This window comes from Nocardia terrae, assembly GCF_009760405.1.
In the GTDB taxonomy this organism is placed as follows: Bacteria; Actinomycetota; Actinomycetes; order Mycobacteriales; family Mycobacteriaceae; genus Nocardia; species Nocardia terrae.
Window position 1 is genome coordinate 163,399 of the sequence record NZ_WRPP01000012.1, and the last position, 23,811, is coordinate 187,209.

A 23,811-nucleotide genomic window follows, 5' to 3' on the forward strand; every position below is an offset into this window, starting at 1 on the left:
GGCCGGTCTGTTTACGCCACAGCGGAATTCCACCAATGGCACACATCCGCGTCAGGCGATCGGCAACACTCCTTCGGTGTCCCCGCATCGCCCAAGGCTCGAATACTTCAATCTCGCGGATCTCTCGTGGACCGATTATCGCGGGTTTCTCCACCCCGTGGAGCGGATCCACGCAGAACCGTTCGGTCTGTATGTCGAACGGACGGTGGACAATCCGCGCTACCACTACATCGAGTCCTGGCTGCTGCCCGAACTCACGCTGCGTGCGACGGTCTACCACCTGCGGCCCGGCCACGATCGCGGCCAGACCTACTACCTCGACATCGGCGAGTACGGCCCGTGCGAGGCGAAGAAGTGGCGGGCCGAGAGCCACTACCTGCACGTGGTGGCGCGCCGGGGCCAGGTGCCCGAGCTGGTCGGCATCGACGAGCTCCTGACCGCCCATGCCGCAGGCCATTTCGACACCGACCGCACCCATCGCGCCATCGAGCGCGCCGCGGCGGTGGTGGACGGCATCGCGGGATGCGATCACGATGTCGATCGCTGGCTGGCCACCAAGGGCGTCACGCTCAGCTGGCTCTAGCGACGACCCCGGCAGGCCACAGAGACAACACCGCCCGGTCCGTGCAACACGGACCGGGCGGGTGTGAACGAGTTTTTCCGCCCTCCGACTAGCCGGAAATGCTCGGGAACAGCGAGTTCAGCACGCCGGACCCACCGGAGAGGATGCCGCTGGGGCCACAGCCGAAGCTGCCGAAGGCGCTCTGCGGATCCACCTGCACGGTCACCGACTTCGAGATGAAGTCCTGGATCGCCGTGATGGTGTGCGAACCGGCGGTGCTCGGCGTCCACTGGACCGAGGCCTTGCTGGTCACGATGTTGGGAGTGACCGTGCCGCCGAACGCGACGCCGTTGTCCTGGAAGCTCACCGAGAGCAGCCGGTCGACATCCAGGGTCGCGGTCACCGTGTAGGTGCAGCCGACACTGTGGCTGGAGTCCGAGACTTGCACGTCGGACGGCCAGGCGCCGGCCTGCGGTGCGGCGAGGACGATGGTCCCGACCAGCGCGCCGAGGGACGTGGCCCCCAGACCCACCCGGCGGGCAGTGTTTTCAGTCATGCAGTAACTTCCCTAACGTTTGAGGCGCCCGCCCACGCGCGACGGGCCGTACGCGAACAAAGCAGCGCAGCCGAACATTAGCGAAACACGAACGCTTCAGATAGTGATTTCGGGAAATTCGCCCCGCTCGGCACCGGATTCCAGCAATCTATGGGCGACGCGACATCCGCTCCCCTGGACGACCGCCGCCCGACACGCGATGCTGAATGACATGACTCGGGCACCCGCGGTAGATCTGCACCGACCCAAGGTGGAGTACTTCAACGTCGACGAGCTCACCAATATCGATCCCAAGGGTTTCGTGCGGCAGGTGGAGCGCTACCAGGTCGAGCCGTGGGGCCTCTACATGGCCCGCACCTCCGACCATCCCGAGTTCCATTACATCGAGTCCTGGCTGCTGCCGACGGTTTCGTTGCGCGCCACGGTCTTCCATTTCACCCCCGCGCACCTGCGCGATCAGGACTACTACATCGACATCGGCGAATTCGAGCAGGTCGGCCCCAAACAGTGGAAGTCCGTCGACCACTACCTGGACCTGGTCGTGCGCCAAGGCCGCGAGGTCGAACTACTCGACGTGGACGAGTTACTCGCCGCTCACGCCGCGGGCTACCTCACCCTGACCGAGGCCCAGACCGCCATCGAGTCGGCGACCTCGACGATCGACGGCATCGCCGCGCACGGCCACAGCTTCGAGGACTGGCTGGCCACCAAGGGCATCACGCTGACCTGGATGTGAGGCGCGCGAAGAGGTCCACGGCGGCGGCGCGGGTCGGACCGGTCGCCCTCGCCTCGCCCGCTTCACCTCGAGGACCGGCCGGCTTCGAAGGACATCGTGCCGACCTGGATGTAGGCGCTAGTCCGTGTCACCGTTCGCGGCAAGCACCCGGGGGTAGACCGCTTCGAACCACGGCGTCTTGACAGCCAGGTACGCCTCGATCGCGGCCGGATCGTTCAGGCCCGCCGCGGCGGCCTCGGCCTTGCGCTTGACCTCGAGGTACTCCTCGCGGGCGGCCGCGTCGGCGCGCAGCCAGTCACGGAAGGCCAGTGCGAACCGCTGCCCGGGCCAGCCGTCCACGCGCACATGGACATTGGCCGCGCGGCCGGGGTCGGCGTTGACGTGGATCCGCTTGGCCCACAAGGCCGGATCGGTGCCCGGCTTGGAATCGTCGGTCGTGATGTCCAGGCGTGGATAACCGGCCGCCTCCAAGGGCTCTCGCAGCGCGTCGGCGACCCCGAGGTCGGCGACGGTGATCTGGATGTCGATGACGTCCTTGGCGGGCAAGCCCGGAACCGACGTCGAGCCGATGTGATCGATGCGGATCGCCTTGTCGCCGCAGGCGACCGCGAGCCGGGCGATGAGCCGCTGCGCCTGCGCCGCCCACGTCGGATCCGGTTCGGCCAGCCGCACGTCCCCGCGCACCGGGCGGGTCCGCTCGCGCAGGTTGCGCTCGAACGGCACCAGCCGCCGCTCCCAGAGTTCACGGACCTGCGGTTCCAGCTCCTCGGGCTCGCCGCTGTTGTCCAGCAGCACATCCCCCGCCGCGCGACGCTGATCGTCGGTGGCCTGGGCCTGGATCCGGGCCAAGGCGTCGTCGCGGGAGATGCCACGGAAGGTCTCGAGCCGGTGCACGCGGGTCTCGACATCGGCCATGACCACCACGACGAGGTTCATGAACGGCCCGAGCCCGTTCTCGACGAGCAGCGGAATGTCCTGCACCACGATGCCGTCCGCGGGTGCGGCGGCGATGAGTTCGGCGGTGCGCTTGCCGACCAGCGGATGGGTGATGCCGTTGAGGGTGGCGCGGGCCTCGTCGGTGGCGAAGGCCCTGGCGGCCAGGGCCGGGCGGTCGAGGCTGCCGTCGGCGGCGAGGATGTCCGCGCCGAAGGCGTCGACCAGGGCGGCCAGGCCCTCGGTGCCGGGGGCGACCACTTCGCGGGCGATGGCGTCGCTGTCGACCAGGACGGCGCCGAGCTCGGTGAGAATGCGGGCGACGGTGGACTTCCCCGCGCCCATGCCTCCGGTGAGACCGATTCGCAACATTCGACCAGTCTCGCATTGCGGCCGGTCGGGGCGGCAATCAGGGTTACCCACCTGGAACTGCGGATTCACCTGTCTCCGCAGTCCTTGCCCATTCCGTGATACCGACGAGACCGTTTCGCAACTTTTTCGGCGAATACGGACCGTTTGTCGGCAACATTCCGACACGCCGGGGTTTTCGTCGCGCAAAATTCGGCGATCCACACTTTTGTTCCGCTAAGGTTCGCCGCAGGCGATCTTAGGCCGGTAACACGCAAGAGAAGGATCATCAGTGGGCACCAAAAAACTCCAGACGGGTCGCCACCGTCTGGGCCTGGCGGGCACCGTGCATTGCATCGAGATCCCCGCCGTCGCAGCCGCTCTCGCCGAGTACCGGCGCTCCTGGCTGACCGCGCTCCTCACCCCGGCCCGTCACAGCATCGCGGCCATGCGAAAACGCTCGACGTCCGAACCCGCCCCGATGCCGCACTGGGTGCCCGCCACCGCCGCCTGATCGTTTCCCCAAAACGACCAGTGGCCCGGCCCTTTCGGACCGAGCCACTGTTTTGCGCGCGTGTCGCGCGACTACACGATGCCGCTGGGCCGACGACGCGTGCCCGGGTTCTGCGTGGGCATGGCATTCGGCGGCACCGGGTACGGGATGCCCGAGTTCGCATAGCCGAGCGCAATGTTCGGGCCGCACTGCGCCAGCGCGGCGTCGACCTTCCGATTGGCCGGGGCGAAAGCGGGTTTCGTGGCGTCCGGGGCCGATCCGAAGTCGAAGGCCGAGGTCATATCGCCGGTCACGCTGCGCCGCCAGGCCGTCAGATTGGGCACCTCGACGCCGAACCGGCGCTCGATCAGGCGCAGCTGCGAGGTGTGGTCGAAGGTCTCCGAGGCCACCAGGCCGCCGCGGCTGTAGGGCGAGATCACCAGGCACGGAACGCGATAGCCCAGCCCGATCGGACCGGTCACGCCCTCGAACTTCTTGTCCGTCGGCACGGTGATGTACTCGCCCGGGGTGCCCGCGGGCGCGGTCGGCGGGGTGACGTGGTCGAAGAACCCGCCGTTCTCGTCGTAGCTGATGATCAGCGCGGTCTTCTCCCACACCGCCGGGTTCGAGGTGAGGATGTCGAGCACCTGCATGATGCCGACCGCGCCGAAGGCCGGCGGCAGCGCCGGGTGCTCGCAGTTGATCAGCGACGGGATCACCCACGACACCGACGGCAGCTGGCCCGAAGCCACATCGGCGGCGAAGTCCGACGGGTAGGCCGGGGCCTTACCGCGCCGCGCCAGTTCGGAATTCGGGTCGGCGGCCTGCTTGAAGCAGCCCATCATGCCGTCGAGCACGACCGAGGACAGCGGGCCGACATCGCGGTTGTTGTAGATCTTCCAGCTGACCCCGGCGTCGGAGAGATTCTCCGGCATGGTCCGCCAGCTGTAAGTGTTCTGCGGGATCAGGGTCGGGGTCTCGAGCAGCGGTCCGCCGTTGCGGCCGTCGGGGTCGATGGTGGCCGAGACCCAGTACAGGCGGTTGGGGTCGGTCGGGCCGAGCACCGAGCAGTGGTAGTTGTCGGCGACGGTGAAGGCGTTGGCGAGATCCCAGTGCACCGGCACGTCGTCCTGGGTGTAGTAACCCATTGCGGCGGGGCCGTTTCCGGCGCCGACGGCGGCGATGGACATGGGCATCCAGCCGTCGTTCTTGCCGCCGTTCCATGCCTTGTGCATGCCGACCCAGCCGTGGTCCGGGTCGTTGATGCACTCGCCGTCGAGGGTCGCGCCGCGGGTGGTGTCGAGGCGGAACGGGTTGATGAAGCCGTCCGGGGTGGGTCCGATGCCGGGCGCGTAGCCGTACTGGTTCCAGGCCGGGGACGGATCGTCGAATCCCCGTACGCCCGACATGGTTCCGAAGTAGTGGTCGAAGGAGCGGTTCTCCTGCATGAGCAGCACGATGTGCTCGATGTCGCCGAGTCCGCCCATGCCGGCCGGGTCGGCGGCGTAGGCCTTCTCGATGATCGGTCCGGCCAGCGACATGAGCGAGGCCGCTCCGCCGGTTGCCATGGCTTTCGCCAGAAAATCGCGCCTGTTGATTCCGGCGAACACGCCCATGCTCCGGTGGTGCCTTCCCGCTAGGAGTGATGTGAATGGTCCGCGCCGAAGATATCCGGTCGAACGTCCAGTTCGCATCCAACCCTCGAATGATGACGGCCTAGCGAACCACTCGTAACCGTAGTGCGTCCAGCCATGGATTCCTGACAGTGACTTGCACCTCAATGGCCGGTCGGCCTAAGCTTGCGCCCATATCTGAGAGTCACTTTCAGGTATTGATCCATGGGAGACACCATGACCAGTCCGGCCCTCGCCGACCCGCCCCGATCTCCCGAATCCGCGCCCCGGCTCGGGCTGCTCGGGCGCTGGGCGATGTATCCGGCCCGGCATCGCCGCCTCGTCATCGGCGTCTGGCTGGTCCTGATCGTGGTGTGCGGCGCGGCCTATCCGGCCCTGCACGCCGAGCTGGGCGCACCGAACTACGCCGCGCCGGGATCCGATTCGGCCAGGACCGAAGACCTTGTCGCACGGCACTTCTCACAGCTCGGCGCGGAGCAGGACGTGATCGTCGTGCACTCCGACCGCTACACCGTGGACGATCCGCGCTTCCGCTCGGCGCTCGAGCAGGCACTGGGTGCGGCCCGCGCGGTGTCCGGCGTCGCCGGTGCGGTCGGCCCCTTCGAAGGCGTTCCGGCGCAGCAGATCTCCGCCGACCGGCACACCGCGCTCGGCATCGTGGGCATCGACGGCGGCATGTCCGAGCGCATCGACGTCACCACCCGGCTGCAGACCGCCCTGGGCGCCGCCTCCGATACCGACGTGCGGGCCGCACTGACCGGCTACTCCCCGGTCGAGGGCGAATTGATCCGGATGGAGACCGCCGACATCACCCGCGGCGAGGCGATCGGCCTGCCGATCGCGGCGGTCGTGCTGGTGCTGGCGCTGGGCGCGCTGGTCGCGGCCACCGTCCCGATCTCCGTCACCGCCGCCGGGATCGCGCTGGCGGTGGGCGTGCTGTTCGGGCTCGCCACCTGGCTGACCTTCGACTCGTTCGTGCTGTCGGTGGCGACCATGATCGGCACCGGTACCGCCATCGACTACGCCATGTTCCTGGTGAGCCGATTCAACGAGGAGCTGACCGAACGCGGGGTGCGAGATCGTCGGGCCCGCAGGGAAATCGAGGCGGCCGTCGGCGCGACCTTCGACACCACCGGCCGCACCATCCTGGCCTCGGGCACGATCGTCATGATCGCGCTGTGCTCGCTGCTGGTGGTCGGGCTGCCCATGCTCAACGGCGTGGCGCTCGGCGTGGTGACCGCGGTTCTCGGCACGCTGGCCGCCGCCTTCACCCTGCTGCCCGCACTGTTGTCCATGCTCGGTCCGACCGTCAATCGCGGTGCGCTGCCTGCCCGGCTCCGTCCCGCGGAGACCCGCTCGACGGCCGCGTCGAGTGCGTGGGCGCGCTGGGCCCATCTGGTGATGGGCCGCCCGGTGATCTTCGGTGTGCTCGGGGTGGCGCTGCTGGTCGCCGCGGCCCTTCCGATCACCGGCATTCGCTACGGCATCGACATGGGACTGAACTCGCTCGGCGATCGTCCCACCGGTCAGGCGACCCGCCTGGTACAGGACAACTTCGGCCCCGGGCTGCTCTCCCCCATCCAGGTCGTGGCCACCGGACCCGACGACACTCCGCTCTCCGCCGACGGCCGCACCGAAATGCTGAAGCTGGTCACCGATCTCGCTCACGATCCCCGGGTGGCGACCGTCCTCCCCCAGCAGGCCGACGGCCGCTATCTCGCCACCGTGGTGCCCAAGGAGGCTTTCGACTCCACGGCCGTCAGTGATCTCACCGCCGATATCCGTTCCCGCGCAACGGCTGTCGATTCCGCGGACGTTCTCGTCGGCGGCACCCCTGCCATGTTCACCGACGTGTCGGGCCTGATCTCGCGCGGCTTCCCGTGGGTCATCGCCCTGGTGCTGACCGCCTCGCTGGCCTTCCTGATGGTGACCTTCCGCTCGATCGTGCTGGCACTCAAGGCGATCCTGCTGAATCTACTGGCCACCGGTGCGGCCATCGGCATTACGGTCACGGTCTTCCAGCACGGCGTCGGCCAGGACCTGCTCGGCTTCCGCAGCGCCGGATTCCTGCAGGTCTTCCTGCCGATGCTGGTCTTCGCCGTGCTGTTCGGATTGTCCATGGACTACGAGGTTTTCCTCATCCGGCGCATGAAGGAAGCCTGGGACCGCACCCACGACAATGCCGCCGCCGTCGCCGAGGGCCTGCAACGCACCGCCCGGCCCATCACCTCCGCGGCCGCCATCATGGTCGCGGTCTTCGCGAGCTTCCTGAGCGCGGATGTGATGGAGCTGAAGGAGATCGGCTTCGCCCTCGCCATCGCGGTGGCCATCGACGCCGTGCTCGTGCGCCTGATCCTGGTCCCCGCCTTCATGCGGCTGTTCGGCCGCTGGAACTGGTGGCTGCCCACCTTCCGCCGTCAGCGGAACAGCGCCTCCAGCGACACCAGTATCGCCTCCACCGCCTCGGCATAGACGTCGCGCAACCGCGCGGCGAAACCCGTTCCCTCCCAATGGTCCAACGCCGCCATACAACTCCAGATGCAGATCGCGGCCGCCATGCGCAGCTTCAGATCATTGGCGTCCCGACCGGTCAACTCCGCGAACGCGATCCGGAACTCGTTCTCCAGCGCCCGCCACTGCTCGGTCTGCCGCGATTTCACTTCGGGAATCGAGCGCACATAGCCCAACCGCACCCGCGTCCGGTATTCGACGTCGTCGGTGACGATCTCGTCGAGCACCACCGGCACCAGCGGCCGCGCGATGGCCAGCAACTCGACGAAGTCCCGAGTCTGCCCACCCCCGACAGTCCGCATCACCTCGAGCGCCTGCGGATCCGTCTCGTCGTAGAGGACCAGCATCTCTTTGGTCCCGAAATACCGATAGATCGAACTCGGCGACACCCCCGCCGCCCCCGCCACCCGCTCCACGGTCACCTCGCGATATCCGTGCTCGTCGAACAACTCCAGCGCGACCCGCTGGATCCGGCTCATCGCCTCGATCTTGCGGCGTTCCCAGAGCGAGGGCGTGGAAGCAATGGTGGACTCGGACATCTTATTGCCGAGAATACCCACTCCCCACCGTGATTCCCGCAGCCCAAGCCCGGTCACCCGCCGAATCCCGCAGCCCCCGCCCACAAAACCCCCGGGTCCGCGCCCCATCTCCTGCAATCCCGCAGGCCCCGCCCACAAAACCCCCGGGTCCGCGCCCCATCTCCTGCAATCCCGCAGGCCCCACCCACAAAACCCCCGGGTCCGCGCCCCATCTCCTGCAATCCCGCAGGCCCCGTCCCTCCCCACAAAAAATCCCCCCGGGTCCGTTCAGGACCCGGGGGGATTCTTCTTTGCCTATCCCGTCAGGGAACGCGAATTACGCGTTGCCCGACAGCTTCTCGCGGAGGGCAGCCAGCTGGGCGTCGGACGCCAGCGAGCCACCGGCCGGAGCGTCCGAAGACGAAGCGGCAGCCTGCGCGCCCGACTCCGAGGAGTAGTTCTGCGGTCCGCCGTTGGCGGCCTCAGCGGCGGCGTCGGCCGCCATCTTCTCCATCTGAGCGGTGTGCATCTTGTGGCGACGCTCGGCCTCGGCGTACCGGGTCTCCCACTCTTCACGCTGCTTCTCGAAGCCCTCGAGCCATTCGTTGGTCTCGGAGTCGAAGCCCTCGGGGAAGATGTAGTTGCCCTGGTCGTCGTAGCTGTCGGCCATGCCGTACTTCGACGGGTCGAACTCGGCGGTGTAGTCCTCGTTGGCCTGCTTCAGCGACAGCGAGATCCGGCGACGCTCGAGGTCGATGTCGATGACCTTGACCATGGCGTCGTCGCCGACGGCGACAACCTGGTCCGGGACCTCGACGTGGCGCTCGGCCAGCTCGGAGATGTGCACCAGGCCCTCGATGCCCTCTTCGACGCGCACGAACGCACCGAACGGAACCAGCTTGGTGACCTTGCCCGGCACGATCTGACCGATCGCGTGGGTGCGGGCGAACTGACGCCACGGGTCTTCCTGGGTCGCCTTGAGCGACAGGGAGACACGCTCGCGGTCGAGGTCGACGTCGAGAACCTCGACGGTGACCTCGTTGCCGACCTCGACAACCTCGGACGGGTGGTCGATGTGCTTCCAGGACAGCTCGGAGACGTGCACCAGACCGTCCACGCCACCCAGGTCCACGAAGGCACCGAAGTTGACGATGGAGGAGACCACACCCTTGCGGACCTGGCCCTTCTGCAGCTGGTGCAGGAACTCGCTGCGGACCTCGGACTGGGTCTGCTCGAGCCAGGCGCGACGCGACAGGACCACGTTGTTGCGGTTCTTGTCGAGCTCGATGATCTTGGCCTCGATCTCCTTGCCGACGTACGGCTGGAGGTCGCGGACGCGACGCATCTCGACGAGCGACGCGGGCAGGAAGCCGCGCAGGCCGATGTCCAGGATCAGGCCGCCCTTGACGACCTCGATGACGGTGCCCTTGACGGCCTCGTCACGCTCCTTGAGCTCCTCGATCGTGCCCCAAGCCCGCTCGTACTGAGCACGCTTCTTCGACAGGATCAGGCGGCCTTCCTTGTCCTCCTTGGTGAGAACGAGGGCCTCGACCTCATCGCCCACGGAAACGACCTCGGCCGGGTCGACATCGTGCTTGATGGACAGTTCGCGAGACGGGATCACGCCTTCGGTCTTGTAACCGATGTCGAGAAGGACCTCGTCACGATCGACCTTGACGATGGTTCCTTCGACGATGTCACCGTCGTTGAAGTACTTGATGGTCTTGTCGATGGCGGCGAGGAAGTCCTCGGCAGTGCCGATGTCGTTGACGGCAACCTGCGGCGAGGTGACAGTGGTGGGCATGTGTTGGGAGGCTCCGGACGGATTGTGGTCGGTAGTGGACATGTGGACTTTCGGTATTGCTGCGAACAGCAGCCGTTGGAACTAACGTTGGCACGGCACATCGCTGCGACACTGCACAACGCTGCCCTGCTGTGTTCTTTCCAAAGACAGCATGCGGACTCACAGCACGATTGTCTGCTCTACTCGGTCTCGAGAAACCGGGTACAGAAGACACTCGCGGAAAACAGCGTACGCGACGGGTGTTGTACCAAGCAAACATGGGTCCCATCGCAACCCTCGATAGGGTGAACCCATGTCCGAAGATCACTCTGCCACCCCCGACGACGCCCGGCACGCCCAGGCCAATGCCCTCCTCGGGACCGTGGGAGTGACTCGCGCCCGCATCGACTCGCAGTCCAGCCAGCGGGCCAGCCGCAAGTGGTGGGACGCCGACGCCGAGGCATACCACGAGACGCACGCCGACTTCCTCGGCGTGGACTCCCCCGCCGGCGAGTTCGTGTGGTGCCCGGAGGGCTTGCACGAAGGTGACTGGCACCTGCTGGGAGATATAGAAGGAAAGCGGATCCTCGAGATCGGCTGCGGCTCGGCCCCCTGCTCGCGCTGGCTGGCTTCGCACGGTGCGAACCCCGTCGGCCTCGACATCTCCCGATCCATGCTCGAACGCGGCCGCGCCGCCATGGCCGCGGGCGGGCCGCGCGTTCCGCTCGTGCAGGCGGGTGCCGAGGAATTGCCCTTCGCCGACGAATCCTTCGATCTGGCCTGCTCGGCCTTCGGCGCGGTCCCCTTCGTCACCGACTCCGGTCAGGTCATGCGCGAGGTCCACCGGGTCCTCAAACCCGGCGGCCGCTGGGTCTTCTCCGTGAACCACCCCATGCGCTGGATCTTCCCCGACGATCCGGGCCCCGACGGCCTGCGCGCCACCATCCCCTACTTCGACCGCACCCCGTACGTCGAAATGGACGCCGAGGGCGAACCCACCTACGTCGAACACCACCGCACCATCGGCGACCGCGTCCGCGAAATCGTCGCCGCGGGCCTGACCCTCATCGACATCATCGAACCCGACTGGCCCGAATGGCTCGATCGCGAATGGGGCCAGTGGAGCCCCCTGCGCGGCGAGATCTTCCCCGGCACAGCCATTTTCGTGACCGAAAAAGCGAACTGACAGCAACGACCGTACCCTCGTGGTGTTAGGGGGTACGGCGTGGAGGAGAGCCGGTTCGGCCGCTACCGGCTGCTGGGGGAACTCGGTGCGGGCGGGATGGGTCAGGTGTATCGGGCCTACGACACGGAGAAGAACCGAGTCGTGGCATTGAAGGTGTTGCCGCCGGGGTTGGCCCATGATCCGGTGTACCGGACCCGTTTTCGGCGGGAGGCGCAGGCCGCGGCTCGGTTGAACGAACCGCACGTGATCCCGATTCACGACTACGGGGAGATCGAGGGGCGGCTGTTCCTCGATATGCGACTGGTCGAGGGCGTCGATCTCGCGAGCCGGTTGGCCACCGACGGACCGCTTTCGGCAATGGTGGCGGTCTCGGTCGTCACGCAGGTCGCGGCCGCGCTGGATGCGGCCCATCGAGCGGGGCTGGTGCATCGGGATGTGAAACCGTCCAACATCCTGACCACCACGGATGATTTCGCGTATTTGATCGATTTCGGCATCGCCCGGTCCGGCGACGACACCTCGGTCACCACCGGCGGCGCGGCCGTGGGCACGTTCACGTACATGGCTCCCGAGCGGCTCGAGCACGGCGACTGCGACGGACGCGCCGATGTCTACTCGCTGGCCTGCGTCCTGTTCGAATGCCTGACCGGTTCGAAGCCTTTCTCCGGAGCCAGTGTCGAGCGGCAGATCGCCGCGCACATCTCGGCCCCGCCGCCGCGGCCCTCCGCCGAGCGCGGATCGATCCCGGCGGCCTTCGACTCGGTGACCGCGGGCGGCATGGCCAAGGACCCGGGTGCGCGCTTCCCGTCCGCCGGAGCCCTCGCCGCCGCCGCCCGGGCCGCGCTCACGGGCGAGGAGGCGCCGACCGCACCCGTGGTCGCCAACGGCGCTCCCGCGCAATCGAACCCGCCCCGCACCACGGAGTACACCGATCCGCCCCGGTCGGCGGAGACCGTGGTGTCCGTGCGGTTCGCCGAGCCGGATCCGGCGAGACGTTCGCTGCGCGCCCTGGTCTGGGCCGCCTCCATGGCGGTCGCCGCCATCGTGGCGGTCACCCTGGTGACCGGACTGCTACGCCAGCCCGATAACCATTCGTCCAGCGCCGCACCGCATTCGGCGTCCGCCCTCACTTCGGCCACCAAGTCGGCGCCGACAGGCACCCCGGGACCGACCAGCCCGGTACCGATCCTTTCGACGCCGATCACCCCGGTGACGGAAAACGGCCTGTCGGATTACATCCGGCAGTACTACCAGTTGCTGCCGGGAAACACGCTCGGCACCTGGTGGTGGTTGACCGTCCGCTATCAGGGCGTTCTCGGCGGGTACGACGCATACCGGAACTACTGGGGCACAGTCGATTCGGTGACGGTGCGGGACGTCAGCGCGGATGTGTCCGAACTGACCGTCACCTACCGGTTGACCCTGCACTTCACCGACGGGCGTTCTCAGACCGAGACGCGCAGGGCACAAGTGGTCGCCCTCGGCGGCGGGTATCTGATCGACAGTTCGGAAACGGTGTCGTGACATGGCTTCGGCCGTATCCTCGACGACGTGAGGTCCCAGTGGGGCCGAATATGAGAGCTCGTGACGCGTCCGGACGGTCGTCTCACGGGCTCTTCGCCTGTCACGCCCGAGATACCGATAGCGCCGCCCGGCCGATATCGGCGGGCGGCGCAGGGCTATTTCGGTTCGCGGCCAACGTGTTTGAGGGCCATCCTGAGCGCGTACTCGATTTGGGCGTTGATGCTGCGGAGGTCGTCGGCGGCCCATTTGGCGATGGCGTCGTGGACCGCCGGGTCGAGCCGGAGCAGCACCTTTTTCGGCTCGCGCTTGACCATCAGGCGTAGAGGGAGCCGGCGTTGACGATCGGGGAGGCGGCACGGTCGCCGCAGAGGACGACGAGCAGGTTGGAGACCATTGCGGCTTTGCGCTCCTCATCGAGTTCGACCACGCCCTGCTCGGCGAGTCGATCCAGGGCCATGCCGACCATACCGACCGCGCCTTCCACGATGCGGCTGCGGGCGGCGACCACCTGGGCGGCCTGCTGGCGGACCAGCATGGCCTGGGCGATCTCCGGGGCGTAGGCGAGGTGGGTGATGCGGGCCTCGATGATCTCGATGCCGGCCAGTTCGGTGCGGTCGCGCAGTTCGGCGGTGAGCTCGCCCGCCACCTCGGCGCCGTCGCGCAGGCTGGCGACGCTCGAGTCGTCGGCCTGGTAGGGGTGGGTGGTGGCCAGGTGCCGGACGGCGGTCTCGGACTGGGTCTGCACGAAGTCCTCGTAGTCGTCGACCGCGAAGGCGGCCTTGTAGCTGTCGACCACCTTGTAGACGACCACGGCCGCGATCTCGACCGGGTTGCCGTCGAGGTCGTTGACCTTCAGCTTCTGGGTCTCGAAGTTGCGGACGCGCAGCGAGATGCCGCGACGGCTGGACAGCGGCGTGACCCAGTGGAAGCCCGCCTCGCTGACCGAGCCGATGTAGCGGCCGAAGAACTGGATCACCTTGGCCTGGTTGGGATTCACGGTGACCAGGCCGCTGATCACCAGTACGGTGGCAAGGATGGTCACCGCCAGCAGGATGCCGAGGGCGGTCGAGGAGCCCTCGTGGTGATCGGCCCGGCTGTTGAGCCCGTGCGCCTCCGCCGCGATCGCGATGACCAGCAGTACCAGCACCGCCAGCATGAGGAATCCGTTCAGCCGGAAGGCTCGACGCAACTCCATGACACTCTCCTAGTATCGAAGTGATATCACGACGATAGCGCTCGGCGGCGGCCGCGACAAGCATGAAAAGCAGCTCGCCCCGCCGCACGAGCAGTGCGGCGGGGCACGGAGCCGTTGACCCCGACAGGGTCAGTTCGGACGGATATTGCGGTTGTTGCGGAACAGGTTGGCCGGGTCGTACTTCGCCTTCAGACCCGCCAGGCGGGCGTAGGTCTCCGGGCTGTATCCACCCCGGGTCTGCTCCTCACCGGCCTGGTCGCCGCCGCCGTACAGGAAGTTCAGGTTGTGCCCCAAGGTCCAGGGCTGCAATGTCTTCCGCACCAGCGCCAGCTGGTCGCGGACCTGTTCGGCATTGTCGGGCCGCGGCATGGCCAGCACCCGGGCGATGTACTCGGCCCCGCGGTGATCCATCGAGATGCCGTTCGGGCCCGGACGTCCCAGCGCACCACCCAGGTGCCGGAATCCGGCGACGGTCGGCACCGCCGCATCGGGACCGGTGATCTCCAGGAAGGCGTCGGTGGCCTCGGCGGGTAGTTCCGACAGCAGCGCGTTGGTGGCGATGTAGGCGTGCGGCTGGTCCGGATCCCGGTAGATGGCATGGCTTTCCGAGTACGGCATCATCCGCAGGTCGTCGGCCATGCGCGGACCGACCGCCCGCAGCGGCTCGACCAGCCGCTCGCCCTCCTCCTCGGACCCGGTGAAGGCGATATTGACGGTCGCCACGTACCGCCCGCGCAGGTGCTCGGGCAGCTGCGGGATGTCGGGGAAGGTCAGCATGGTGATAGCCGAGGTGACGGTCTCGGGCACGGACTGGGTCCACAGCCGCCACGCCTCCAGCGCGGGCGCGACCAGCCGGGTGTCGAACTGCAGCTGGCCACCGTAAACCTGTGTCACCGGCAGCAATTCGATGTCCAGCGCGGTGACGACACCGAAGTTGCCGCCGCTGCCGAGCACGGCGCCGAACAACTCGTCGCCCGGGGTCAGGCGGCGCAGCCGGCCGTCGGCGGTGACCATCTCGATGCCGCGCACGTACTCCGCGGCGTACCCGTACTCGCGGGCCAGGATGCCCACGCCGCCGCCCAGGATGTACCCGACCACGCCGACCGACAGCGAGGATCCGTGCAGCGGGCCCAGCCCGTGCGCGGCGGCCGCGTCGATCAGGGCGCCGGCCTTGACGCCCGCGCCGATCCGGGCGATCCGCGTCTCGGCGTCGATCCGAATGTCGGTCAGGCGGCCGGTGTTGATGAGCACGCCGCCGTCGGTGGCGACCGACAGACCGTGCCCGGTGTTCTGCACGGCGATCGGAAGGCCGTGGCGCGCCGCGTATTCCACGGCGGCACGGACGTCCTCGGTGTGGGCCGCGCCGACGACCACGGCCGGGCGGTGCGTGTAAGCGGTTTGGAATCCGGCGATTTCGGCGTCGTAGCCGGTGTCGCCCGGCTGGAAGACGGGGCCGGTGGTGGTGGGGATTTCGGTGATCTCTGTCTTCGTCATGACAATGACTCTGCCCGGGTTCAATCCAGAACTCCAACAGATAGTTTTTCTTGTAGCTAGAATTATCAGTTATGGAACTGCGTCAGCTGCGGTACTTCGTCACGGTCGCCGAGGAGGCCAACTTCACCCGGGCGGCCGCTCGCCTGCACCTGGCCCAGCCCGGGCTCAGCGCACAGATCCGGCAGCTGGAACACGAACTGGGACAACCACTTCTGGACCGGACGAGCCGCTCGGTCACCCTCACCCCGGTCGGCGAAGCCGTGCTGCCGCTGGCCCGCGCGACCCTCGACCAGGTCGAGCGCATCACCCACACCGTGGATGAGTTCACCGGCCTGCTGCGCGGACACGTGCGGGTCGGGCTGATCGCCGGGGCCGCACTCGAGGAGATCGACATCGCGCAGGTGCTGGCCGATTTCCACCGCGATCACCCGCAGATCGGCATCTCGCTCACCGAGGACACCTCCGACTCGATGCACGCCGCGCTCCGCCGGGGCGAGCTGGATATCGGGGTCCTCAGCATCGCCGGCAGCCTGGATCCCGGCATCGACAGCGAAACCGTCTACGACAGCGCCATTGTCGCCGCGGTCGCGGCCGGGGCCACGGGCTTCGGCGAACGAGTCACGGTGGCCGAGCTGTGCGAGCATCCCCTGATCTGCCTGCCGCGCGGCACCGGCCTGCGCGGACTGCTCGAAAACGCCTGCACCGAAGCCGGTCTCGTGCCCGACGTGGCCTTCGAGGCTGCCTCTCCCCCGCTGCTCATCAAGCTGGCCGCGCACGAGTTGGGGGTGGCCGTGATCCCGCGCATTCCCGCCGAGGAGGCGGCCGCACTGGGCGTGCGCACTCTCGAGATCGATCCGCAGATGCGGGGCCGCCTGGTGCTGGCCTGGAATACCGAGCGACCGGTGAGCCCGGCAGCGAAGGTCCTGCTCGGTCAGCTCCGGATCGCGCTGTCACGCTGGAAGGATCCGGCGCCGATGTTCACCCGGACCCGCTAGCAAACGCGAGACACCTCGCGTCATTACCTAAACTTCCCTATTGCAGGGATAGATAGGGATGTTTAAGGTAGTTTTCGTGACAGAACGTCTGTACTCCGTCGACGAGGTCGCCGAACGCCTCGGTCTGCACGTCCGCACCGTCCGCGGCTACGTGCGCGACGGCAAGCTCCCCGCCACCCGCATCGGCAAGCAATACCGCATCACGCGGGCCGATCTGGAAGCCTTCACCGGCCACCCGGCACCCGACAGCCTCCGTGAATCGGTTGCCCGGCAACGCCATTCGGAGGCGTCGAGCATCATCGAGATCGATGCCGTCGATCCCGGCACCGCCGACCGCGTCAGCAGCCTGCTGACCGGCGCGGCGGGCGCCCGGGGCGCGGCGGCACAACCCTTGCGGGTGCAGACCCTCTACGACCGTGAACGTGCCCGCATGAAGGTCATTCTCGTCGGCGGCCTGGGCGATACCGCCCGGCTGCTCGAATATCTGGAAGGAGTGCTCGCGTCGTGAACGCGATCTACAAGTCCGAGGCGGGCCGCGAGGCCATCCAGGCCCGCTACCGGGAGATCCTGCGGCAGTGGCCGGTTCCCGCCGAACAGCTGCACATTCCGACCGGCGAGGGCGACACCTTCGTCGTCGCCTCCGGTCCGCAGGACGCCCCGCCCGTCGTCCTGCTGCACGGCTCCGGCTCCAACGCCTCGAGCTGGCGCGGCGATATCGCCTCGTGGGCAAAGGATTTCCGCGTCTACGCGGTGGACATGCCGGGCGAACCCGGTGGCAGCGCCGAATCGCGCCCGGTCCTCGGCTCCGATGCCCTCGCCAAGTGGCTGGACGATGTCCTTGCGGGACTGAACCTTTCGTCGGCAGCCTTCGTCGGGATGTCCCTGGGCGGTTGGATCGCACTGGATTACGCCGTCCGCCGCCCCGACCGCGTCTCGAAGCTCGCCCTGTACTGCCCCGGCGGCATCGGCAAGCAGCGCTTCGGCTGGATCTTCAAGAACCTGCTCGACCACCTGTTCAGCAACCACGACCTGCGCCGCTCGGCGGCCATCGTCACCGGCCTGAACCTCACCGACCACGCCGAGATCCTCGACGACGTGGCCCTGACCTTCACCCACTTCAACCCGCGCACCGGCAAGCTGCCGATCTTCACCGACGCCGAACTGCGCACCCTGACGATGCCCGTCCTGGTACTCGCCGGCGAGGACGACGCCATGTTCAAGTCCGCCGAAACCGCCCGCCGCGCAGAACAACTCATGCCGAACGCGACGGTGCGGATCCTGCCCGGCGTCGGTCACGCCATTCTCGGCCAGACCGACGCCGTGCTGGATTTCCTGCGCTAGAGGATGCGGGAGAGGAAGGCCTTGGTGCGGTCGTGCTGGGGGTTGGCCAGAACCTCGCGGGGGTCGCCCGCCTCCACCACGACACCGCCGTCCATGAAGACCAGCTGATCGGCCACCTCACGGGCGAAGCCCATCTCGTGGGTCACCACCACCATGGTCATGCCCGAGGCGGCGAGTTCGCGCATGACGCCGAGAACCTCGCCGACCAGCTCCGGGTCGAGCGCCGAGGTGGGCTCGTCGAAGAGCATCAGCTTGGGGTCCATGGCCAGCGCCCGCGCGATTGCCACGCGCTGCTGCTGCCCGCCGGACAGCTGGGCGGGGTAGGCATGGGCCTTGTCCGCCAGGCCGACTCGGTCCAGCAGCTCCTTGGCCCGGGCGAGGGCGGTCGCCTTGGCGATCTTCTTGACCTGGGTCGGCGCTTCGATCACATTCTCCAGCACGGTCCGGTGCGGGAACAGATTGAAATGCTGGAACACCATGCCGATATCGCGGCGCTGCTTGGCGGCGTCGCGCGGGCTCATCTCGTAGAGCTTGCCGTTGCGCTCGTTGTAGCCGACCAGTTCGCCGTCCACGTACAGCCGTCCGGCGTTCACCTGCTCGAGGTGGTTGATGCAGCGCAGGAAGGTGGACTTGCCGGAACCGGACGGGCCGATCAGGCACAGCACCTCACCGCGCTTCACCTCGAGAGTGATGCCCTTGAGCACCTGCAGCGCACCGAAGTTCTTGCACACCCGCTCCGCCCGCACCATCGGTACATCGGAGTGCGGCCGAGCGTCTTCGACCAGCGGCGTCTTGGAGAACGTCATCGAGTCCTCGGACATATCAGCGTTCACCTATCCCGTTCCGCCGGCGACCTGCGCTGCGGCCAAGGCGCGCAACTGCTTCGCGGTCAGCTGCCGTGACGAACCCCGCGAGTAGTACTTCTCCAGGTAGTACTGGCCGATCATGAGCACGCTCGTGATGAGCAGGTACCAGGTGGCCGCCACCAGCAGCAGCGGGATCGGCTGGAAGTTGATGCTGTAGATGTCGCGCGCCCGGCCGTAGAGGTCGGTGGTCAGCGGGATGGCCGTCACCAGCGAGGTGGTCTTCAGCATGGAGATCAGCTCGTTGCCGGTCGGCGGAATGATCACCCGCATGGCCTGCGGCAGCACGGTGCGGGTCATGGTCTGCATCCACGACATGCCCAGCGCCACCGATGCCTCGCGCTGCCCGTCACCCACGGAATTGATTCCGGCACGGACGATCTCGGCCATGTAGGCGGCCTCGTTGAGGCCCAGGCCGATCATGGCGAAGAAGAACGGCGCCGACCAGTGCTGCACATCGAAGTGCGTGAACGACGGCCCGAACGGCACGCCCACCGTGATCGTCTTGTACAGCGACGGGAACAGGCCCCAGAACACCAACTGCACATAGACCGGGGTCCCGCGGAAGATCCACAGGTAGGCCCACGCCACCGACCGCAGCACCGGGTTCGGCGACAGCCGCATGACCGCCAGCAGTACGCCCAGCACGACGCCGATGATCATGGCCAGCACGGTGAGTTCCAGAGTCACCAACGCGCCCTGGGCGATTCGCTTGTCACCCAGGTACTTGAAGTAGGTGTCCCAGTGGTACGCGTCGTTGGTCTTGGCGCCCCAGAGGAACAGGCCCAGGGCGATCAGGATGATCGCGGCGGCGATCCACCGGCCCGGCCGTCGCAGCGGAATCGCTTTGATCGGCTCGGGCTCGGTGTTCGCGACCGCCGTCGCAGCCGAAGCTGCGGAAGAGGTCTCGTCCTGCGACATAACGACTTAGCTCGTTGCTCCGTTGATGACCGACTTGGTGATCGCGCCCTCCTGGACGCCCCAGTTCTCGGCGATCTTCTTGTACTGGCCGTTGTCCATCAGGTACTGCACGGCTTCCTGCAGCACCGGCGCGAGCGGCGAGCTCTTCTTGACCGGCCAGCCGTAGGGCGCGGAGTCGAAGATCTTGCCGGCGGCCTCGATCTTGTCGCTGGCCTGCTTGATGGCGTACGCGGTCACCGGCGAGTCGGCGGACATGGCGTCGACCTGACCCTGCACCAGCGCGTTGGCGGCGGCGGACTGCTCGTCGTAGGCGACCTTCTGGATCTCGGGCTTGCCCGCGGCGACGCACGCCTTGGACTTGGCCGGGATCTCGTCGGTGTCCTGAACGGTGGTGCGCTGCACCGCGACTCGCTTGCCGCAGGCATTGTCGGGGTCGACCGCCTTGCCCTTCTGCTGGGCCCACTGGCTGCCCGCGGAGAAGTAGTCGACGAAGTCGGCCGTGCCCTCGCGCTCCTTGTTGTCGGTGAACGAGGACATGCCGACGTTGAAGGTGCCCGCCTCGATGGAGGGGATGATCTTCTCGAAGTCGGCTTCCTTGTAGTCCGCGTTCAGACCCATGACCTTGGCGACCGCGTCCATCAGGTCGACATCGAAGCCGACGATCTTGCCGCTGCTCGGATCGCGGTACTCGTTGGGCTGGTAGGGCACGTTCACGCCGACCACGAGCTTGCCGGATGACTTGATGTCGGCGGGCACCTTGGCGGCGATGGTGTCGACCTTGGCCACGTCGACCTTGGCCACACTGGGGTTGCTGGACTCGGAATTGTTGCTGCACGCGGTCAGCGCCAAGGCGCCTCCGGCTAGCAGACAGGCGGCACGCAGGGCGTGCCCACGGAGTGAGTTACTAACAGACACAGCATCCTCCACAGTTCGGGTGCGCGACGTCCGGGCGCCGCTCGCCATTTGAAAGGTATGCGAGTGACACCGTCCGCGTCGGTCGGTAACCGGACTTTAATCGGCGACACGCCATTGCGTGGCCGAACACGCCCGGTCCCGGAAGTGCGCGCTCACCAGCGGTGCAGCCTGGCGCGCACCTGCTCGGTGAATTCGGAGGTAGATGCTAGCCCACCCAAATCGGACGTCGCGACACCGGCCCGCAACGTATCCGCAACCGCGTGTTCAATGCGCTCGCCTACCCGGCGCAGGGCGCTGTAGCGCTGGGTGCGGCTCATCCACCGCAACATCCCCGCGGCGGAATTGAACAGCGCCACCGGATTCGCCCGATTGTGTCCGGCCAGCACGGGCGCCGCACCGTGCACGGCCTGCGCCATGATCTGGGTATCGGAGCAGTTCACCGAGGCGGCCATGCCGAGCGAGCCGCTCAATTCCCCCGCCAGATCGGAAAGGATGTCGCCGAACAGGTTTTCGGTGACGATCACGTCGTAGTCCTGGGGCGCGCGGACCAGATGCGCGGCCGCGGCGTCGACGTGCTCGTCGTTCACCTCGACATCCGGATACTCCGCGGCGACCTCGTAGCACACGTCCCGGAACATGCCCATGGTCATCGGCAGGGCATTGGCCTTGTGCACGATGGTGACCTTCTTGCCGCGCTCACCCGCGATCTCGAAACCCAGGTGCGCGATGCGCTCGATGGCGGCGCGGGTGAACACGCCCACGGCCAGCGCGACATCGCGGGACGGCTGGAACTCGCCGGAACCGGCGGCCATATTGCGGTCGGCGTAGAGGCCCTCGGTGTTCTCGCGCAGGATCAACAGGTCCATGGCCGGGGCGACCGAGCGCACGCCCTCGAGGGTGCGGGCCGGGCGGATATTGGCGTAGAGGCCGAAGCGTTTGCGGATCGCGCCCGCGGGCGGCAGGCCGGTGCGGAATTCGGGTGCGTAGGAAGCACTGTCGTGCGGGCCCATGATCCAGGCGTCGAGCTCGGCCAGACCCTCGAGGGTCCGCTCGGGCACGGGGTCGCCGTACTCCTCGATGGCCTCGTGGCCCAGCGGCAGCGGCACCCATTCCACCGGGGCCAGGCCGGTCGTGGCGACGGCGTCGTCGACCACGTCCCGGGTGGCGCGCACGATTTCCGGGCCGATGCCGTCGCCTTCCAGCAGGCCCAGGCGTAGTGGAGTGTCGCTGTCGCTCATGACCAGTCATCCTCGCGCAACCGGTTCGGCGGTGCCGCGGCGGCACACGTCCACGCATCATTCGAGACCTGGGCGTAAGTTCGGGACACCATGGTGCAATCGGTGGAGCTGGTCCTCGACGCCGCGGCCGAGGCGCGGACGCGGCGGCAGTGGGCGCTGTTGCGCGAGCTCGGATTGCATGCGCCGGGACCCGATCATCGGCCGCACATCACGGTCGCGGTGGCGGCGGAGATCTGGCCGCGGCTCGACAAGGCCCTGGGGCGGCAGGACTTCCAGCCGTTCGAGGTCCGGCTGGGCGGGCTGCTCGTGTTCGGATCCCACGCGCCCATCCTGGTCCGCGCCGTCGTGCCCGCCGCGCCGCTGATCGCGTTGCAGCACAGGCTGTTCCAGGTGATCGAGGACTGCCCGGGCATCCCCGCGAACGTGCGGCCCGACCGATGGACCCCGCATCTCACCTTGGCGCGGCGGCTCCGGCCGGGCCAGTTCGACGCCGCGCTGGACGCGGTGGCCTGGGACAAGGATTCCCCGGCTACGGTGGTGGGTATCCGGCGATGGGACGGTGAACGGCACGTCGAATGGCCCATCGCAGGGGCCGAACGACTCTGACGGCCCGGCCCGCCGCCCGGGGAAGATAACCAGAGGGCCCGGTGTTGGACCGGGGGACATCGAATACGAGAGGAAACCATGGCCACCCAGACCCTGACCGAGCAGAACTTCGACGAGGTAGTGACCGGAAACGACGTCGTTCTCGTCGATTTCTGGGCTTCGTGGTGCGGACCGTGCCGCAGCTTTGCCCCCACCTTCGAGAAGTCGTCCGAGGCCCACCCCGATGTGGTGCACGGCAAGGTCGACACCGAGGATCAGCAGGGTCTGGCCGCCGCCGCCAACATCCGCTCGATTCCGACCATCATGGCCTTCCGCCAGGGCGTGCTCGTCTTCGCCCAGCCCGGCGCCCTTCCCCCGGCCGCCCTCGAGGACCTGGTCACCCAGGTGAAGGCCCTCGACATGGACGAGGTCCGCAAGCAGATCGCCGAGCAGGAAGCCAAGTAACCGGCTCACCGCCCTCTCTGCCCAGCGCCGCATCTCCCCCGAAAAGAGATGCGGCGCTTCGCATTTCAGCCGAAATGACGCAGCATCGGATTGCGCCGACGGCTGCCTCGCGGCTACCGCGACATCGCATTGCGACTGCGACATTGCCTCCCACACCCCGGCTCGCCTACTCGCGACCCGAGAGGCCAACCACCCACACCCCGGACCGCCCACTTACGACCCGAGAGGCCAACCGCCACACCTCCGGGCCGCTCACCCGTGCCCCGAGACAGCCGACAACCCACACCCCAGACCGCCGACTTACGACCCGAGAGGCCAACCACCCACACCCCCGGGCCGCTCACCCGTGCCCCGAGACAGCCGACAACCCACACCATTCACACCCCGGCCCCGCTGCTACTGCAGCGGGGCCGGGTTCTGTTCTTCTCTCAGAAGTGCGAACCGAGGTGGTTGATGCCCGCGATCATGGCGCGGATGGTGGATTCGGCCGGGTCGTCGGCGAGGGCGGCGCCCCAGCCGCGGCGGCCGTTGAACTCGCACTGGACGAAGGTGGCCAAGCCGTCCGGGGTACGGCGCTGGTGGAACTGGAGGATCTCCACCGGGTAGCCCTCGTCGTAGAGGGCCGAGGTCAGCGCCGCCACCGGGTTGCCCGTCGCGGTGACGGTGCGCAGGTGATCGGCGATCTCGAGGGTGGCGGTGCCGGCGCGGTGGCCGAGCGGGGTCCAGTCGCTGAGCTTGACCGGACCGTTGGGCTCGCAGTACCGGTCGTGGAACTCGGCGGGGGTCAGGCCGATGCTTTCGGCCCGCAGGCTCGCGGGGGCAGCGGCGTGGAACATGGGCGTATCGATGGTGATAGTCATTGGACTAGGTCTTCCCGACTTCTTCCGAAGAAAGTGACAGAGGGGACCAGCAAGAAAAAGTTCATCGGCCGCAGCGAGGGGCCGGTCCGAATCAGACCCCGCTACGGCGGAGAACTACGAGTACGCCGTTGGCAGCCACACTCGCGGTAAGCGAA

The 23,811-nt window shown here is 67.5% G+C and carries 24 protein-coding genes; 11 read left to right on the top strand and 13 right to left on the bottom strand.

Annotated elements, in window-relative coordinates; translation table 11 throughout:
• Positions 1 to 76: 76 nt before the first annotated feature.
• Complete coding sequence (locus GPX89_RS39025) at positions 77 to 583, top strand: DUF402 domain-containing protein (RefSeq protein WP_328602817.1); 507 nt, start codon at positions 77 to 79, stop codon at positions 581 to 583.
• An 88-nt stretch (positions 584 to 671) separates the two neighbouring features.
• On the opposite strand, the gene GPX89_RS39030 is transcribed toward GPX89_RS39025, so the two are convergent.
• Positions 672 to 1,118, bottom strand: coding sequence for a hypothetical protein (locus tag GPX89_RS39030; protein ID WP_157392777.1), 447 nt, complete (start codon positions 1,116 to 1,118; stop codon positions 672 to 674).
• Positions 1,119 to 1,329: 211 nt separating this feature from the next.
• Between GPX89_RS39030 and GPX89_RS39035 the strand changes: the two genes are divergently transcribed.
• The gene (locus tag GPX89_RS39035; protein WP_157392778.1) at positions 1,330 to 1,854 is read left to right on the top strand and encodes a DUF402 domain-containing protein; all 525 of its coding nucleotides are present in this window, start codon (positions 1,330 to 1,332) and stop codon (positions 1,852 to 1,854) included.
• A gap of 117 nt (positions 1,855 to 1,971) precedes the next feature.
• On the opposite strand, the gene coaE is transcribed toward GPX89_RS39035, so the two are convergent.
• Entirely contained in the window at positions 1,972 to 3,159 is a 1,188-nt protein-coding gene (coaE, locus tag GPX89_RS39040; protein WP_157392779.1) for a dephospho-CoA kinase, read from the bottom strand.
• A gap of 268 nt (positions 3,160 to 3,427) precedes the next feature.
• On the opposite strand from coaE, the gene GPX89_RS39045 reads away from it, so the two are divergent.
• Positions 3,428 to 3,649, top strand: a complete 222-nt coding sequence (locus GPX89_RS39045; protein ID WP_328602818.1) for a hypothetical protein — start codon at positions 3,428 to 3,430, stop codon at positions 3,647 to 3,649.
• A 71-nt stretch (positions 3,650 to 3,720) separates the two neighbouring features.
• Here GPX89_RS39045 and GPX89_RS39050 read toward each other — a convergent pair whose 3' ends face one another.
• Positions 3,721 to 5,244, bottom strand: a complete 1,524-nt coding sequence (locus tag GPX89_RS39050) for a phospholipase C (protein WP_157392780.1) — start codon at positions 5,242 to 5,244, stop codon at positions 3,721 to 3,723.
• A gap of 234 nt (positions 5,245 to 5,478) precedes the next feature.
• On the opposite strand from GPX89_RS39050, the gene GPX89_RS39055 reads away from it, so the two are divergent.
• On the top strand, positions 5,479 to 7,734 hold the full coding sequence (locus GPX89_RS39055; RefSeq protein WP_157392781.1) for an MMPL family transporter: 2,256 nt from the start codon (positions 5,479 to 5,481) through the stop codon (positions 7,732 to 7,734).
• Here the strand turns inward: GPX89_RS39055 and GPX89_RS39060 are convergent.
• Together GPX89_RS39060 and rpsA are read right to left on the bottom strand one after the other, a co-directional pair.
• Positions 7,680 to 8,312: a TetR/AcrR family transcriptional regulator gene (locus tag GPX89_RS39060; RefSeq protein ID WP_157392782.1), complete on the bottom strand. Its 633-nt coding sequence runs from the start codon at positions 8,310 to 8,312 to the stop codon at positions 7,680 to 7,682. The two genes, GPX89_RS39055 and GPX89_RS39060, sit on opposite strands and share 55 nt — an antisense overlap.
• Before the next feature lie 316 nt (positions 8,313 to 8,628).
• Entirely contained in the window at positions 8,629 to 10,095 is a 1,467-nt protein-coding gene (gene rpsA, locus GPX89_RS39065; RefSeq protein ID WP_157392783.1) for a 30S ribosomal protein S1, read from the bottom strand.
• A gap of 292 nt (positions 10,096 to 10,387) precedes the next feature.
• Between rpsA and GPX89_RS39070 the strand changes: the two genes are divergently transcribed.
• Both GPX89_RS39070 and GPX89_RS39075 read left to right on the top strand, forming a co-directional pair.
• Positions 10,388 to 11,260, top strand: coding sequence for a class I SAM-dependent methyltransferase (locus GPX89_RS39070; RefSeq protein WP_157392784.1), 873 nt, complete (start codon positions 10,388 to 10,390; stop codon positions 11,258 to 11,260).
• Positions 11,261 to 11,299: 39 nt separating this feature from the next.
• Positions 11,300 to 12,784 (top strand): serine/threonine-protein kinase, encoded by a 1,485-nt coding sequence (locus GPX89_RS39075; RefSeq protein WP_328602819.1) that lies wholly within the window; start codon positions 11,300 to 11,302, stop codon positions 12,782 to 12,784.
• 155 nt (positions 12,785 to 12,939) lie between these two features.
• Here the strand turns inward: GPX89_RS39075 and GPX89_RS44070 are convergent, their stop codons facing one another.
• The 3 genes from GPX89_RS44070 to GPX89_RS39085 all read right to left on the bottom strand — a co-directional run bounded on the left by GPX89_RS44070 (position 12,940) and on the right by GPX89_RS39085 (position 15,473).
• On the bottom strand, positions 12,940 to 13,098 hold the full coding sequence (locus tag GPX89_RS44070; RefSeq protein ID WP_198347797.1) for a hypothetical protein: 159 nt from the start codon (positions 13,096 to 13,098) through the stop codon (positions 12,940 to 12,942).
• On the bottom strand, positions 13,098 to 13,979 hold the full coding sequence (locus tag GPX89_RS39080; protein ID WP_157392785.1) for an SPFH domain-containing protein: 882 nt from the start codon (positions 13,977 to 13,979) through the stop codon (positions 13,098 to 13,100). The genes GPX89_RS44070 and GPX89_RS39080 overlap by 1 nt, the downstream gene beginning before the upstream one ends.
• 129 nt (positions 13,980 to 14,108) lie before the next feature.
• Positions 14,109 to 15,473, bottom strand: coding sequence for an FAD-binding oxidoreductase (locus GPX89_RS39085; protein ID WP_157392786.1), 1,365 nt, complete (start codon positions 15,471 to 15,473; stop codon positions 14,109 to 14,111).
• Between the two features lie 71 nt (positions 15,474 to 15,544).
• Between GPX89_RS39085 and GPX89_RS39090 the strand changes: the two genes are divergently transcribed.
• The 3 genes from GPX89_RS39090 to GPX89_RS39100 all read left to right on the top strand — a co-directional run bounded on the left by GPX89_RS39090 (position 15,545) and on the right by GPX89_RS39100 (position 17,809).
• Entirely contained in the window at positions 15,545 to 16,468 is a 924-nt protein-coding gene (locus GPX89_RS39090) for a LysR family transcriptional regulator (RefSeq protein WP_157392787.1), read from the top strand.
• Positions 16,469 to 16,544: 76 nt separating this feature from the next.
• Positions 16,545 to 16,976: a helix-turn-helix domain-containing protein gene (locus tag GPX89_RS39095; protein ID WP_328602820.1), complete on the top strand. Its 432-nt coding sequence runs from the start codon at positions 16,545 to 16,547 to the stop codon at positions 16,974 to 16,976.
• The gene (locus GPX89_RS39100; RefSeq protein WP_328602821.1) at positions 16,973 to 17,809 is read left to right on the top strand and encodes an alpha/beta fold hydrolase; all 837 of its coding nucleotides are present in this window, start codon (positions 16,973 to 16,975) and stop codon (positions 17,807 to 17,809) included. The genes GPX89_RS39095 and GPX89_RS39100 overlap by 4 nt, the downstream gene beginning before the upstream one ends.
• On the opposite strand, the gene GPX89_RS39105 is transcribed toward GPX89_RS39100, so the two are convergent.
• The 4 genes from GPX89_RS39105 to GPX89_RS39120 form a co-directional block, all read right to left on the bottom strand.
• Complete coding sequence (locus GPX89_RS39105) at positions 17,806 to 18,558, bottom strand: amino acid ABC transporter ATP-binding protein (RefSeq protein WP_157392895.1); 753 nt, start codon at positions 18,556 to 18,558, stop codon at positions 17,806 to 17,808. The two genes, GPX89_RS39100 and GPX89_RS39105, sit on opposite strands and share 4 nt — an antisense overlap.
• Before the next feature lie 84 nt (positions 18,559 to 18,642).
• Positions 18,643 to 19,593 (bottom strand): amino acid ABC transporter permease, encoded by a 951-nt coding sequence (locus GPX89_RS39110; protein WP_157392789.1) that lies wholly within the window; start codon positions 19,591 to 19,593, stop codon positions 18,643 to 18,645.
• 6 nt (positions 19,594 to 19,599) lie between these two features.
• Entirely contained in the window at positions 19,600 to 20,508 is a 909-nt protein-coding gene (locus GPX89_RS39115; protein ID WP_328602822.1) for an ABC transporter substrate-binding protein, read from the bottom strand.
• Between the two features lie 152 nt (positions 20,509 to 20,660).
• Complete coding sequence (locus tag GPX89_RS39120; protein ID WP_157392791.1) at positions 20,661 to 21,746, bottom strand: isocitrate/isopropylmalate dehydrogenase family protein; 1,086 nt, start codon at positions 21,744 to 21,746, stop codon at positions 20,661 to 20,663.
• A 90-nt stretch (positions 21,747 to 21,836) separates the two neighbouring features.
• Here GPX89_RS39120 and GPX89_RS39125 point away from each other — a divergent pair, with 90 nt between their 5' ends.
• Together GPX89_RS39125 and trxA are read left to right on the top strand one after the other, a co-directional pair.
• Positions 21,837 to 22,352, top strand: coding sequence for a 2'-5' RNA ligase family protein (locus GPX89_RS39125; protein WP_157392792.1), 516 nt, complete (start codon positions 21,837 to 21,839; stop codon positions 22,350 to 22,352).
• A gap of 78 nt (positions 22,353 to 22,430) precedes the next feature.
• Complete coding sequence (trxA, locus tag GPX89_RS39130) at positions 22,431 to 22,796, top strand: thioredoxin (RefSeq protein WP_157392793.1); 366 nt, start codon at positions 22,431 to 22,433, stop codon at positions 22,794 to 22,796.
• A gap of 428 nt (positions 22,797 to 23,224) precedes the next feature.
• Here the strand turns inward: trxA and GPX89_RS39135 are convergent, their stop codons facing one another.
• Positions 23,225 to 23,656, bottom strand: coding sequence for a 2-isopropylmalate synthase (locus tag GPX89_RS39135; protein ID WP_157392794.1), 432 nt, complete (start codon positions 23,654 to 23,656; stop codon positions 23,225 to 23,227).
• Positions 23,657 to 23,811: the final 155 nt, after the last annotated feature.